General features: G+C 33.8%; 14 protein-coding genes and 1 other annotated feature. All 14 genes read left to right on the top strand.

All coding sequences use genetic code 11. The annotated features are described in order from the left end of the window. Positions 1-22 precede the first annotated feature (22 nt). The gene (gene floA, locus D2K60_RS17445) at positions 23-1,042 is read left to right on the top strand and encodes a flotillin-like protein FloA (RefSeq protein ID WP_117169184.1); all 1,020 of its coding nucleotides are present in this window, start codon (positions 23-25) and stop codon (positions 1,040-1,042) included. Between the two features lie 26 nt (positions 1,043-1,068). After that, a complete protein-coding gene (locus D2K60_RS17440) occupies positions 1,069-1,530 on the top strand; it encodes a hypothetical protein (protein WP_117169185.1) in 462 nt (153 codons plus the stop codon). A 103-nt stretch (positions 1,531-1,633) separates the two neighbouring features. Beyond that, a complete protein-coding gene (gene yqfC, locus D2K60_RS17435; RefSeq protein WP_117169186.1) occupies positions 1,634-1,933 on the top strand; it encodes a sporulation protein YqfC in 300 nt (99 codons plus the stop codon). 30 nt (positions 1,934-1,963) lie between these two features. Next, positions 1,964-3,193: a sporulation protein YqfD gene (yqfD, locus tag D2K60_RS17430; protein WP_117169187.1), complete on the top strand. Its 1,230-nt coding sequence runs from the start codon at positions 1,964-1,966 to the stop codon at positions 3,191-3,193. A 3-nt stretch (positions 3,194-3,196) separates the two neighbouring features. Next, positions 3,197-4,153 carry a PhoH family protein gene (locus D2K60_RS17425; RefSeq protein WP_117169188.1) on the top strand — a complete coding sequence of 319 codons (957 nt, stop codon included), beginning with the start codon at positions 3,197-3,199 and terminating at the stop codon, positions 4,151-4,153. A gap of 162 nt (positions 4,154-4,315) precedes the next feature. Next, positions 4,316-6,445, top strand: a complete 2,130-nt coding sequence (locus tag D2K60_RS17420; RefSeq protein ID WP_117169189.1) for an HD family phosphohydrolase — start codon at positions 4,316-4,318, stop codon at positions 6,443-6,445. A 3-nt stretch (positions 6,446-6,448) separates the two neighbouring features. Then, positions 6,449-6,916 carry an rRNA maturation RNase YbeY gene (gene ybeY, locus D2K60_RS17415; protein ID WP_117169190.1) on the top strand — a complete coding sequence of 156 codons (468 nt, stop codon included), beginning with the start codon at positions 6,449-6,451 and terminating at the stop codon, positions 6,914-6,916. Further along, the gene (locus tag D2K60_RS17410; protein ID WP_117169191.1) at positions 6,891-7,268 is read left to right on the top strand and encodes a diacylglycerol kinase family protein; all 378 of its coding nucleotides are present in this window, start codon (positions 6,891-6,893) and stop codon (positions 7,266-7,268) included. Before ybeY ends, D2K60_RS17410 begins: the two co-directional genes overlap by 26 nt. A gap of 186 nt (positions 7,269-7,454) precedes the next feature. After that, positions 7,455-8,357, top strand: coding sequence for a GTPase Era (gene era / locus D2K60_RS17405; protein ID WP_117169192.1), 903 nt, complete (start codon positions 7,455-7,457; stop codon positions 8,355-8,357). Positions 8,358-8,449: 92 nt separating this feature from the next. Continuing rightward, positions 8,450-8,593: a YqzL family protein gene (locus D2K60_RS17400; RefSeq protein WP_117169193.1), complete on the top strand. Its 144-nt coding sequence runs from the start codon at positions 8,450-8,452 to the stop codon at positions 8,591-8,593. Positions 8,594-8,665: 72 nt separating this feature from the next. Beyond that, on the top strand, positions 8,666-9,421 hold the full coding sequence (gene recO, locus D2K60_RS17395) for a DNA repair protein RecO (RefSeq protein ID WP_117169194.1): 756 nt from the start codon (positions 8,666-8,668) through the stop codon (positions 9,419-9,421). Positions 9,422-9,479: 58 nt separating this feature from the next. Further along, positions 9,480-9,654 (top strand) — a binding site (T-box leader). Between the two features lie 91 nt (positions 9,655-9,745). Continuing rightward, complete coding sequence (gene glyQ / locus D2K60_RS17390; RefSeq protein WP_117169195.1) at positions 9,746-10,639, top strand: glycine--tRNA ligase subunit alpha; 894 nt, start codon at positions 9,746-9,748, stop codon at positions 10,637-10,639. Beyond that, entirely contained in the window at positions 10,626-12,719 is a 2,094-nt protein-coding gene (gene glyS / locus D2K60_RS17385) for a glycine--tRNA ligase subunit beta (protein WP_117169196.1), read from the top strand. Before glyQ ends, glyS begins: the two co-directional genes overlap by 14 nt. A gap of 16 nt (positions 12,720-12,735) precedes the next feature. After that, positions 12,736-13,545 carry a pyruvate, water dikinase regulatory protein gene (locus D2K60_RS17380; protein WP_117169197.1) on the top strand — a complete coding sequence of 270 codons (810 nt, stop codon included), beginning with the start codon at positions 12,736-12,738 and terminating at the stop codon, positions 13,543-13,545. Positions 13,546-13,892 lie beyond the last annotated feature (347 nt).

The following is a 13,892-nucleotide window of genomic DNA, read 5'->3' as shown; positions in this document are numbered from 1 at the left end:
CAAATAATAGGAGGAAGATTATATGTTTATTTTAGGAAGTACAACTTTGGATTCATTGGGTCAATTTGTCCCATTAATCATTATCGGAATTATTATAATTGCAGTAGTGATTCTTTTTACATTTATTCCGGTAATGTTATGGGTAAGTGCGTTAGCTGCTGGTGTTAAAGTAGGTATATTCACACTAATTGGTATGCGTTTACGTCGCGTGGTTCCAGCGCGTGTCATTAATCCATTGATTAAAGCGCATAAGGCTGGTATTAATGTAGATACAAATCAGTTAGAAAGTCATTACTTAGCTGGTGGTAATGTCGACCGTGTAGTTAATGCATTAATTGCTGCACAACGAGCAAATATACCACTTGAATTTGAACGTGCCGCAGCGATTGATTTAGCAGGTCGTGACGTACTAGAAGCAGTTCAGATGAGTGTTAATCCAAAAGTAATAGAAACACCATTTATTGCAGGTATTTCGATGGATGGTATTGAAGTGAAAGCAAAAGCAAGAATAACTGTTCGAGCAAATATTGATCGCCTTGTTGGTGGTGCTGGTGAAGAAACAATTATTGCGCGCGTAGGTGAAGGTATTGTAAGTACGATTGGTAGTTCAGCAAGCCATAGTAAAGTACTAGAAAATCCTGATTCAATCTCTCAAAATGTTTTATCAAAAGGTCTAGATGCAGGTACAGCATTTGAAATACTCTCTATTGATATAGCAGATATTGATATTGGTAAAAACATTGGTGCGATGTTGCAAACAGACCAAGCAGAGGCTGATAAACACATTGCACAGGCTAAAGCAGAAGAACGTCGTGCGATGGCTGTTGCAGAGGAACAAGAAATGTTAGCTCGTGTCCAAGAGATGCGTGCAAAAGTTGTGGAAGCGGAAGCAGATGTTCCACTTGCATTAGCTGAAGCATTACGTTCTGGAAACATGGGTGTAATGGATTACATGAATTACAAAAATATAGACGCAGATACAGATATGCGCGATTCTATTGGTAAATTATCGAAGGATGATTCAGATTCAGAAGAACTATAAGTATCTATTTTGAAAGGAGAGGTCTCATGGATGGCATTTTACCCTTTCTTATGATGTTATTTGCAATTGGTGGAGGTCTAATAAGTTTATTTGGTAAAGATAAAGAAGAAAATAAACCTGTTAGAAGAGCGGAAACAGCGAAACCTATTGCACGTAACGAAGAACGACAAACTTCTAATAAACAAACAACTGCTATGGAGGATTATTCTAATAGTAAACAGGAGCAGTTGGAAAAGTTAAAGTCTAACTTAGATGTTGATCCTAATTTATATAACAAAAATGGAGATGCTAGTGGTAATTCTTTACAAGAAGTAGTGAGATTAGATAAGAAAAGCACACCAAAGAAAAAAAGATCGACAAGAATCTCATTAACAAGAAGTATTTCTAGACAAGGTTTAGCAGAAAGTATTGTTATGGCAGAAGTTCTAGGTGCACCAAGATCTAAAAAGCCGTATCAAAATAAATCATATGTGCGTAATCAAAAGTAAATCGCACTATAAAGAAGAAAAGCCTCACCTTTAAAGGTGAGGCTTTTCTTTGTTCTGATATGATTTCCAACTTCATATGTTTATAGAGGAGGAGGGTGTTTTAATGAATGAGTGGCAGAAACGTGTTGGGAATTGGTTGAGTAATCATCTGCAACTCCCTTCTGATGTTGTATTGGAATTACCTAGAATTACTACAATTGGTCAATTTCATGCTTATGTAGAGAACCATCGTGGTTTAATCGTTTTTACGGATCGGGAATTACAACTAAAGTTGAAAAAAGGGGCTTTAAAAATAACGGGGAGTAAGCTTGTGATTAAAACACTACTACCAGAAGAAATCTTAATAGAAGGCACTATAGATGCAATTATGTTTGTAGAATATAAAGATGAAAATATGAAGTGAAGTTGGAAGTTTTAATTGGGAGGAGAAAAAATGAAACAGGAACAAGGTACTTGGATTCGTGGATATTTAACCATTTATGTAATTGGCAGTAGACCAGAACTTTTCTTAGATTTGTGTGCAAGGAATGAAGTTTATGTTTGGGATATACATAGAATTGACGATCAAACATGTGTTGCTAACGTATTCCTAAAAGATATTTTAAAAATAAAGCATATAAGGAAAAAAACACGATATAAGGTGCAGTTCATAAAAAAAACCGGTCTTCCATTCACTTGGAAGAAACTTAAAAATAGAAAAGCACTTCTATTTGGTTTAATTTTAAGTATTCTTTTTGTATTTTTCCTATCTAATATGGTATGGAAAATTGAAATTGAAGGTGTCAGGCCTGAGATAGAAAAACAAATTAGAACTTCACTTAGATCGAACGGTGTTTATCCTGGTGTGTTGAAATTTTCAGTGGATTCACCAAGCAAGTTGCAACGTTTGGTTTTAGACAACAATCCAGAACTATTGTGGGTTGGTGTCAAAGAAAAGGGGACAACCTACACGTTAGAGGGTGTTGAAAAAACAACTGTGTCTGAACAAGAAGTAAAAAGTCCTAGTAATATTGTTGCGAACAAAAACGGGGTAATTGTTGATATGTATGTATCAAAAGGGAAACCTCTTGTTAAAATAAATGATTTTGTTGAAAAAGGCGACATACTAGTAGCAGGAGACTTAACAACTTTAGATGCTGTAGATGAAGAGAAAGAAGGTGAAGAAAGTGATAAGGAAGGGAAATATCGTATTGCAGCAGAAGCAGAAGTATATGCAAATACATGGTATGAATCGACTATCACGGTACCAATGGATGTTACTTACCAATCCATAACAGGTGAAGTAAATAATAAATATTATCTTGGTGGAAATAACAAGAAGCTTCCAATATGGGGTTTTTTCCAAAAAGAGTACCAAAACTCACAAGTTGAAGAACAACAAAATTCTATTTACTTTTTTCAATGGGAATTACCAATTTATTTATACAAAAAAGAAGTATATCAAGTTGAAGAAGTTGTGGAAAAGAGATCAGTAAAGCAAGCAAGGGAATTAGGAATTAGACAGGCCAAAATTGATTTACAAGAAACAGTAGGACAAGCTGCAGAAATAACAACTGAAAAAATTTTGCATGAAGCTTCCGAGAATGGTAAAGTAAAATTAGAGCTATACTTTACTGTTAAAGAAAATATAGCAAAAATACAAGACCTTTCTCAAGGAGATTAACTTATGTCAGAAACGTTACACTTGATTGATTTAGAAATTAAAGATCCAAACGAAGCGCTTAGTTTATTTGGTGCGGAAGATAAGCATTTAATTCAAATTGAAAACCAATTACAAGTCTCAATTATTACTAGAGGTGAAAAAGTTCGCGTTTCAGGTGATCAGGAGGAAATTTCGTTAATTCAAGAGATACTTGATGCATTATTAAAAGTAATCAGAAAAGGATTAGAAATTTCTGAACGTGATGTTGTGTATGCAGTTGAGTTAGCTAAAAAAGGTAAGATTGATCAATTTGAAACATTATTTGAAGATGAGATTACGAAGAATGCCAAAGGAAAGTCGATTCGGGTTAAAACTTTAGGGCAACGTAATTATGTGAATGCATTAAAGGCTCACGATTTAGTTTTCGGAATTGGTCCTGCCGGTACTGGGAAAACCTACTTAGCAGTGGTAATGGCTGTTCAAGCATTAAAAAGCGGATTAGTTAAACGCATTATTCTATCTCGTCCTGCTGTTGAAGCCGGTGAAAGTTTAGGATTTTTACCAGGTGATTTAAAAGAAAAAGTTGACCCTTATTTAAGGCCATTATATGATTCGTTACATGATGTATTAGGAACTGAACACACAGTTCGCCTGATTGAACGAGGTACCATTGAAATTGCTCCTTTAGCCTATATGCGAGGAAGAACATTAGATGATGCATTTGTGATATTAGATGAGGCACAAAACACAACCCATGCTCAAATGAAAATGTTTCTGACTAGACTAGGATTTGGTTCAAAAATGGTTGTCACTGGGGATATTACACAAGTAGATTTGCCTCGTGGCTCACAATCTGGATTAAAGGCAGTTGAATCGAGATTGAGTGGAGTAAAAGGTATTTCATTTATTTACTTGCAACAGGCTGATGTTGTGCGTCATCCATTAGTTCAGAAAATCATTGATGCATTTGAAGAGTCTTAAAGGTTAATAGTTGTAGAAATGTAGACCCATTAGTGGGTCTTTTTCTGTATATATATTACAAATGTCAATTGCAGGCAAATATATACATGAAGGTGTAATCAGTGTATGATAAAAATAAGAGAAAACATTACCGTTTTGTACAGTTGAAAAGGGGAAAGATAAATGAGAGCTCTTTGGGAGAAACTATGTCGCATTTTTCGAATTCAAAATAAGACAGTACAGATTATATTAACTTTAGTAATTATTGGATCCCTTTTTTTTGTGTTTATGATTTCTAATGTTTATACAGAAACCTATGACATAGAGCGTTTTAGTAATGCAAACGAAACAATTAGAGCGCCAATAACCATAGAAGATGCAAAGGAAACTGAACACAGAAGAAGGGAAGCCGTTCAATCTATAGAGGATAGGTATAGTATTTCTGCAGAAATTACAGAAGAAAGAATTGATTATGTCAAGGAATTATTTGATGCAGTAGGGACCGTATCGGTAAAGTCTTCTGAATCTGATGAAGAAATCCAACAATCAAATGCCGAAACAGTTCAAGATTTAAAACAGTTATTGACGCCTGAAATACTAGACGCTATTACTCAAAATACATTAGTTAATTTGGTTGAAGCTAGTGATAGTGATCGTTCAGTTGCGAAGGAATTATTAATAACTAGCTTATATGATGCTTTCAATGAAGGGATAAGAACGGAGGGAATTGAGGAGACGATTGGTAATCTAAATCAGAAACTAAGGTATTCAAGTTTAAGTAATGATCTACAAACAGCATTAATTGATATCGGAGAATTTGCTATAGTTGAGAACTCATTCTTCTCTGTGAATGAGACAATGGAAGCAGAAAATCAAGCAATAAATAATGTGGAACCTGTTATGATAAGAGCTGGAGAAGTAATTGTACAGGAAGGTCAAACGATAACGAATGAATTATATGAAAAACTGAAATTAGTTGGTTTATTAAATAGTGATCGCAATGTCTTTCCTGTGATAGGTTTATTGATTATAATACTATTATTATTAGGTTTAATTTTCTATGATATGAATGACTTTGCAAAACACCAAACATTAGACCATAGAAAGCTAATTGGTATTTCGCTTATTAGTGTTGGTGTAGTTGGTGTAATGAAGTCAGTCAGTTATTTTGCTACAAATGTAAATCAATTGTTTTTTTTGGTTCCTATTATAACTGGTGTACTTCTTTTAAAATTGTTATTCCGTGAAAAGTCGGCAATTACTTTTGCGCTTGTTTTTTCAGTTATTGGAAGTGTTATATTTAATGGACAAATCCCAGGTTCATTAAATGTGGAAGTCGGGATGTACTTTTTGTTTTCTCAATTAGCAAGTATTATATTTTTAGTGAAAATAAAAGATCGATCAGCAATTTTAAAAGCTAGTATTGGGGCTGCAATTGTAAATATATTAACTGTTCTTTTATTTCTATTTCTGTCTTACGAAAAATATGTTCTTTTGGATTATGTTGTATTTAGTGGGTATGGCTTGTCAGCAGCGTTTATTGCTTGTATATTAACAATTGGTATTTTACCATTTTTTGAATCAGAACTAGGTATCTTATCAGATACTAAGTTATTAACATTAGCTAGTCCAAATCATCCATTACTTCGAAAGATATTAATGGATGCTCCTGGTACGTATCATCATAGTGTTATGGTTGCTAATTTAAGTGAAGCAGCATGTGAGAATATTGGAGCGAATGGTCTTTTAGCAAGAGTTGCGTCGTATTATCATGATTTAGGTAAGACAAAGCACCCCCATTATTTTATTGAGAATCAAATGGGTATTCAAAATCCACATGATTACTTGGATCCAATAGAAAGCGCGGAGATTATTATAGCTCATCCATATGATGGTGCAGAAATGTTGCGGAAACATAAATTACCAAAGGAAATTATTGATATTGCCGAACAACATCACGGTACAACATTATTAAAATATTTCTTTTATAAAGGGAAAGAATCTGGAAAATCGATACAAGAATCGGATTATCGTTATCCAGGACCACGACCACGGACAAAAGAGGCTGCCGTCATTTCGATTTGTGACTCAATTGAAGCGGCAGTTCGCTCAATTCAAGAGCCATCTATGGAAAAAATTGATGAAATGATCACATCCATTATTCAAGAGCGATTATTAGATGGTCAATTAGATGAGAGTTCACTTACTTTTAAAGAGTTAGATGTTATAAAAACCACTGTAAATGAATCATTAAATGGGATATATCATTCAAGAATTCAATATCCTACTGGTAAAAAAACGAAGGAGGCATAAAACATGCATATCGATTTTCATGATGAAACAAATTCTGTAACGGAAGAGTATGTAGATCTAATCCAACAATTATTAACATATGCAGCAAAAGAAGAGGGAGTAACGCAGGAATCAGAGCTTTCTATTAATTTTGTTGATAATCGAGAAATTCAAATTATAAATCGTAATTATCGACAGATTGATCGTCCTACTGACGTTATCTCTTTTGCCTTAGAAGAAATGGGAGAAGGAGAGTTAGAAATTATTGGAGAAGATATTCCACTTATATTAGGTGATATTGTTATTTCTATTGATAAGGCAAAAGAGCAAGCTGAAGAATATAATCATGGCTTAGAAAGAGAATTAGGATTTTTAACTTTGCACGGTTTTCTGCATTTATTAGGCTATGATCATATGAAAGAAGTGGATGAGAAAAAAATGTTTGCAAGACAAGAGGAGCTTTTAAATGGCTTCGGATTATCAAGGAAATAAGCGTAGTAAAATGGGGCTAAAGCATGCAATAAACGGAATAAAATATGCGGTGCGATCAGAAAATAATATGAAGATACATTTCGTAATTCTTTTAATAGTAATAGTCCTTGGAGTGGCTTTTCGACTATCAGGTGTAGAATGGATGCTATTATCTTTAACAATCGGTAGCGTGTTAATTTGTGAGTTGCTTAATACTGCTGTCGAAGATTTATTGGATTATTTAGCACCAGAAATTCATCCAACTGTAGGGAAAATAAAGGATCTCACTGCTGGTGCGGTATTGATTGCAGCTCTAGTATCAATTATTGTTGGATCACTTATTTTCATACCGAAAATATTATCTCTATGGTAACGATTCGTGTACTACTTTTTAAACGATTGTGACCATAAATGACATTTTTCGCGCCTTATGCGATTTGTTGTTGGAATAGCTGTTGATTTTTTATTAAATTAGAGCTTTTGTCGAAAATGTGAAATAAATTCAAATATATAGTAAAATAATTGTAGTAATATTTTTACGGACTAATGGAGGAACAACATGGAAAAAGCATATAAATCTGGTTTTATAACAATAGTAGGTCGGCCGAATGTTGGTAAATCAACATTTATGAATCGCGTTATTGGACAAAAGATCGCAATTATGAGTGACAAAGCACAAACAACTAGAAATACGATTCAAGGTGTTTTAACAGAGAAAGATGCGCAATTTGTATTTATAGATACACCAGGTATTCATAAGCCTAAGCATCGGCTTGGTGACTTTATGGTTAAGATTGCACAAAATACGCTAAATGAAGTTGATATTGTCTTATTTATGATTAATGCGGAGGAAGGTTTTGGAGCAGGAGAGAAGTATATTCTCGATCGTTTAGAAAATGTGGAAAGTCCAGTTTTTTTAATTATTAATAAAATTGATAAAGTACATCCGGATGAATTGTTTTCAATAATCGATAAATATAAGGACAAGTATGACTTTGCGGAGATCGTACCTATATCCGCATTAGAAGGTAATAATGTGGACCATATGCTGGGAGTGCTTAAAAGTTACTTACCTGAAGGACCACAATATTATCCAGAAGATCAAGTAACAGATCATCCGGAGAGATTTATTATTAGTGAGTTAATTCGGGAAAAAGCATTGCAACTAACACGTGAAGAGATTCCGCACTCAATCGCAGTAGTAATTGAGGATATTATAGAAAAAGATGATGAAAAACTACGTATACAAGCTGTAATCATCACGGAAAGAAGTACACAAAAAGGTATTATTATCGGTAAACAAGGCTCGATGTTAAAACAAATTGGTAAAAAGGCGAGAATAGATATTGAAACGTTATTAGGAACAAAAGTTTATCTAGAATTATGGGTAAAAGTTCAAAAGGATTGGCGAAATCGCCCGCAAAGCCTAAAGGAATACGGATTTAGTCAAGATGACTATTAATACATGGTAAATATTTTAACACATGCTTTAATTAGACTGGGCATTCTATTAGTAGGCACATATTTTATTACATTAGAAAGGCGGGGTTTCTTGTGGTCGACATATCTTGGAAAGTATTTAGTCAGACAGGAAACATTGAAACCTATTTATTAATGAAGGAATTGGAAACTGTCTATCATCAAAGTGGAACAGAACCTGATAATGAAGCAATACAAGAATATGATAATCTAATTTAGATTTATATTTTGTAAAGTGATTAACTTTAATGTAATTCGTAATTAATTTGCCTTAGGGGATTGGTGAATATAGTGTTTGAAAAAATAGAAGGTGTTATTTTACGGACACAAGACTATGGTGAAACACATAAGCTTGTTACCATATTTACAAAAGAAAAAGGCAGAGTAACCGCAATCGCCCGTGGTGCTAAAAAAACCAAAAGTAGAATGGCTGCGATAACGCAGCCATTTATTCTTGGGACATTTCTAATGCAGGGTGGTTCAGGGTTAGGAACACTCCAACAGGGAGAAGTTATTCTTTCATATAGGAAGATCAGAGAAGATATTATTAAAACAGCTTATGCAAGTTATATCGCTGAATTAACGAATAAGTTAATTGATGAAAAGATTGCCGATCCATTTATCTATAAACAGTTTGTTCTTAGCCTACAAGCTATAACGGAAGATAAAGATCCAGAGATCATAGCAATGATGTATGAATTAAAACTATACAAAAAGGCTGGTTTTGCTCCGATACTACAACAATGTGCACATTGTGGTCAAAAAAATGATACCTATCCCGCATTTTCTGTACAAGAAGGTGGCCTCATTTGTCAAAGATGTATAATGGTTGATATAGAGGCAATAACAATATCTAGTACAATTGTGAAATTACTACAAATGTTTTCGGTTGTTGATATAGAACGAATTGGAAATATTTCAGTTAAAACTGAAAACAAAAAATTAATGTACGCATTAATGGAAACCTATTATGATCAGTACGGTGGTTATTTTATTAAATCAAAAAAATTCTTGAAGCAATTAGATCTTTTTGCGGATACAGAATAAACCTAGTATAGTTGACAAAAAGCTGAAATTACATTATGATTTCATTATCAATTAGACAAGTTATGCTAAGATAGAGAGTAGTACTTTTATTATATCTGTAAAAGCGAGTCCAGGCCGGTGTAAGCTGGATATAGGTAATTGAAAGGAAGGCACTCTGGAGCATTGTAATAAAAAAGTGGCTATTTGAATTTAAATAGCAAATAGGGTGGAACCGCGGAAATCCCGTCCCTATGTCTCAATATTTTTGAGACATAGGGACGGGATTTTGCGTGTATTTTCAACGTATTCTGTATTTGAGAAATTAATGAGATGGAGGGTAAAATAATGAATGTGCAAGAAATGATTTTAACGTTACAAAAACACTGGTCAGATCAAAATTGTATTCTAATGCAAGCATACGATGTGGAGAAAGGTGCGGGTACAATGTCACCTATGACCTTACTAAGAAGCCTAGGTCCTGAACCTTGGAATGTAGCGTACGTAGAGCCTTCAAGACGTCCTGCAGATGGACGTTACGGACAAAATCCAAATAGACTTTATCAACATCACCAGTTTCAAGTAATTATGAAACCGTCACCTGATAATATTCAAGAACTGTACTTAGAATCACTTGAAAAGTTAGGGATAGATCCACTTAAACATGATATTCGTTTTGTGGAAGACAATTGGGAAAATCCGACACTTGGAGCTGCGGGTCTAGGTTGGGAAGTTTGGTTAGATGGTATGGAGATTACGCAATTTACTTATTTTCAGCAAATTGGTGGAATGGAAGCAAAACCAGTGGCTGTAGAAATTACATATGGTTTGGAACGCCTTGCATCATATATTCAAGATAAAGAGAATGTGTTTGACTTAGAATGGACTGATGGTGTGACAGTTGGAGATATTTTTTATCAACCAGAATTGGAACATTCAAAATATACCTTTGAAGAATCAAATACAGATATGTTGTTTGAACTATTTACAACATATGAACAAGAGGCAAAGCAAACAATGGAAAAGGGATTGGTTTTTCCAGCCTATGATTATGTATTGAAATGCTCACACACATTTAATTTACTAGATGCTAAAGGCGTAATTTCTGTAACGGAAAGAACAGGTTACATCGGACGTGTTCGGAATTTAGCTCGTGCTATTGCTAAACTTTATGTAGAAGAAAGAGAAAAATTAGGTTTTCCAATGTTAAAAAAGGAGGGAAAACAAAATGAAAACAACTAACATATTATTTGAGGTTGGTCTTGAAGAAATGCCAGCGCGTTTTTTAGATGCAACAGAAAAACAATTACAAGATAGTACCGCTAAATGGTTAGCTGCTATTCGATTACCTTATCAAAAAATCACAACATATGTAACACCAAGAAGATTAGCAGTTGTTATAGAACAACTTGCAACGAAACAAGCTGATATAGAAGAAGAGGCAAAAGGTCCAGCAAAAAAAATTGCTCTCGATCAAGAAGGTAACTGGTCAAAAGCGGCGGTCGGGTTCTCAAAAGGTCAAGGAAAAGATTTGGACGAAATTTATTTTAAAGATGTGAACGGAACAGAATATGCTTATGTTACAAAATTTACTGCGGGAAAAAGTGCAAATGCGTTGCTGCCAGATTTTAAAAATGTCATTTTGAATTTAACTTTTCCTAAAAACATGCGTTGGTCTACGGGTTCATTGCGATTTATTAGACCGATTCGTTGGTTAGTAGGTTTAAATGATCAAACGATTATACCGTTTGAAATTGCTGGTGTTTCTTCATCAAATTACTCATTCGGACACCGTTTCTTAGGATCTAAGTTTGAAATTAAGGACACGATGACATATGAAACGCAATTACGCGATCAATATGTAATTGCTAATACTGTAGAGCGTAAACAGATAATTGTCGACCAGATAGCTGATTTAGAAAAAGAACAAAAATGGACAATTCCATTGGATAAAGAATTACTAGAAGAGGTAAGTCATTTAGTTGAATATCCAACTGCATTTTTTGGATCATTCAGTGAAGATTTCTTAACAATTCCCAAAGAAGCATTAATTACTTCAATGAAAGAACATCAACGTTATTTTCCGGTATTAGACCATGAGGGCGAATTGTTACCACATTTTATTGCAGTTCGAAACGGAAATGATCAATATATTGATGTTGTGACAAAAGGAAATGAAAAAGTATTAAACGCTAGACTTTCTGACGCAATGTTCTTTTATCAAGAAGATCAAAAACAGTCAATTGAAAAAAACCTTAAAAAACTTGAGCGAATGGTCTTTCAAGAAAACTTAGGTACTATTGCAGATAAAGTGGGACGAGTTGTTAAGTTAGCTGAAAAAATTACCGATATATTAGAAGTTGATCAAATAACTAAAGAAAACACTTTGCGGGCTGCTAAAATAAGTAAATTTGATCTCGTAACAAATATGGTCAATGAATTTACGAAATTACAAGGAATTATGGGAGAAAAATACGCTACTATATTTGGTGAGAATAAGCGGGTTGCTAAAGCAATTAATGAACATTATATGCCAAGATTTGCAAATGATCACTTGCCATCTTCAACTGAAGGTGCGATTGTTAGTATTGCTGATAAATTAGACACTATAGTAGGTTGTATTTCGGTTGGTATCGTTCCAAGCGGTTCCCAAGACCCTTATGGACTAAGACGTCAAGCGATGGGTATCTTGCAAATTGCACAAGATCAAAAATGGTCCATTTCAATAGATGATTTTATTACAGTTACTGAAAAACTGTACGATACTTTAGAGATCAGAACGGTTTCAAAAGAAGACGCTGATAAAAACATAGCAGAGTTTTTCCGTGGCAGAGCAGCTTATATTTTAAAAGAGGCAGGAATTGAACAAGATATTGTAGAAGCTATTCTTATAAACAAAATAGGAAACATGATGTTTACGATTAAAAAGGCAAAATTATTAACAGTAAAAAGGCAGGAAGCTGAATTTAAATCAGATCAAGAAGCGTTTGTGCGTGTTATAAATTTAGCGAAAAAAGGTAAGGATACCGGCGTGAATTCAGATTTATTTGAAAATGAGCAAGAAAAGCACTTGTACAACGTGTATGAAAAAGTTAAAAGTAATTATCAAAACCAGATGGAATCATTTGAAGCTACTGACGCGATGGAAACCTTATTAGCTTTAACTGAACCGATTCATGACTTTTTTGATCATACAATGGTAATGACTGAAGATATAAAGTTAAAACAGAATCGTATCTCCTTGTTAAATAAAATTGCAGTATTAATACTTCAATTTGCCGATTTAAACCAAATTGAATGGAAACAGCAATTCACATCGTAATTATTTGGAGGGGAAAATGTTAAATAAGCAACTTATATATTTAGTATCTGATTCGGTTGGTGAGACTGCAGAGCAAGTTATAAAAGCAGCATTATCGCAATTTGTTGATGGCGAGAAGTATGAAATTGTAAGAATTCCATATATTGATAATATAACGAAACTTGAATTTGTTCTAAATAAAGCGGCTAGAGATCGAGCAATGATTGGATTTACTCTAATTAATCCAATCTTAAGACAATTTATTAAACAAACATCAATTGAATTGAACTTAGAATCAATTGATATTATAGGGCCCATGCTTGAAGCTATGGAACGTTTTTTTGAGGAGAAACCGAGACTAGAGCCTGGTTTAGTTCATAAATTAGATGAGGCTTATTTTAAAAGAATTGAAGCGATTGAATTTGCTGTAAAATACGATGATGGAAGAGATCCTAGAGGAATTGAACAAGCAGATATCGTACTAATTGGTGTATCTAGAACTTCAAAAACACCATTGTCACAATATTTAGCTCATAAAAGCTATAAAGTAGCGAATGTTCCGATTGTGCCAGAAGTAGAGCCTCCAAAAGAATTATTTGCAATACAATCAAGCAAATGTATTGGTTTGAAAATTAGTCCTCAGAAGTTAAATGATATAAGGAGAGAGCGATTAAAGTCACTTGGATTAGGGGAACAAGCTAGCTATGCAACCCATGAAAGGATTACTTATGAACTCGAGTATTTCCAGGCAATTATCGATCGAATTGGTTGTCCCGTTATTGAAGTATCGAATAAAGCCGTAGAAGAGACAGCAAATGTCATTATTCAATCTCAAACTAACTTATAAGTTGTTTGAGATTGAATCCTTGTGAAAGTATGCAACGAATTAATATACATAAAGGGAAATAACGTAAATGATGATTATAATTATATGTTTTATGCAATAATATAATCAAATAAATAGTATTTTTATTGTATGTGTATTATAATAAATGTTTGCGAAAAAAATATGGGTGTGAAATCCTCTATTTTATTACTTATTGATGCAAATAAAGAAGGAATTTAATTATTTTTGTAGAACATAAACAAATAGTCTCTTTCTTAAATAGTATAAGGCAGTCCAATGCTACGGAAAAGAGATTATGATTAAGTATGCATCATAAGTTTATTCCCCTTGAATTAGAGGTATTATAA

This window comes from Paraliobacillus sediminis (genome assembly GCF_003426055.1).
Note: the sequence above shows the minus strand (reverse complement) of the source record. Positions and strands in the feature narration are given on the sequence as shown.

Bases quoted from the DNA above. Each gene is read 5' to 3' on its own strand.
- yqfC (WP_117169186.1), top strand. From the start codon at position 1,634: ATGAATGAGTGGCAGAAACGTGTTGGGAATTGGTTGAGTAATCATCTG.
- glyS (WP_117169196.1), top strand. From the start codon at position 10,626: ATGAAAACAACTAACATATTATTTGAGGTTGGTCTTGAAGAAATGCCA.
- D2K60_RS17410 (WP_117169191.1), top strand. From the start codon at position 6,891: ATGGCTTCGGATTATCAAGGAAATAAGCGTAGTAAAATGGGGCTAAAG.
- glyQ (WP_117169195.1), top strand. From the start codon at position 9,746: ATGAATGTGCAAGAAATGATTTTAACGTTACAAAAACACTGGTCAGAT.
- ybeY (WP_117169190.1), top strand. From the start codon at position 6,449: ATGCATATCGATTTTCATGATGAAACAAATTCTGTAACGGAAGAGTAT.
- D2K60_RS17420 (WP_117169189.1), top strand. From the start codon at position 4,316: ATGAGAGCTCTTTGGGAGAAACTATGTCGCATTTTTCGAATTCAAAAT.
- floA (WP_117169184.1), top strand. From the start codon at position 23: ATGTTTATTTTAGGAAGTACAACTTTGGATTCATTGGGTCAATTTGTC.
- D2K60_RS17425 (WP_117169188.1), top strand. From the start codon at position 3,197: ATGTCAGAAACGTTACACTTGATTGATTTAGAAATTAAAGATCCAAAC.
- era (WP_117169192.1), top strand. From the start codon at position 7,455: ATGGAAAAAGCATATAAATCTGGTTTTATAACAATAGTAGGTCGGCCG.
- D2K60_RS17380 (WP_117169197.1), top strand. From the start codon at position 12,736: ATGTTAAATAAGCAACTTATATATTTAGTATCTGATTCGGTTGGTGAG.
- yqfD (WP_117169187.1), top strand. From the start codon at position 1,964: ATGAAACAGGAACAAGGTACTTGGATTCGTGGATATTTAACCATTTAT.
- D2K60_RS17440 (WP_117169185.1), top strand. From the start codon at position 1,069: ATGGATGGCATTTTACCCTTTCTTATGATGTTATTTGCAATTGGTGGA.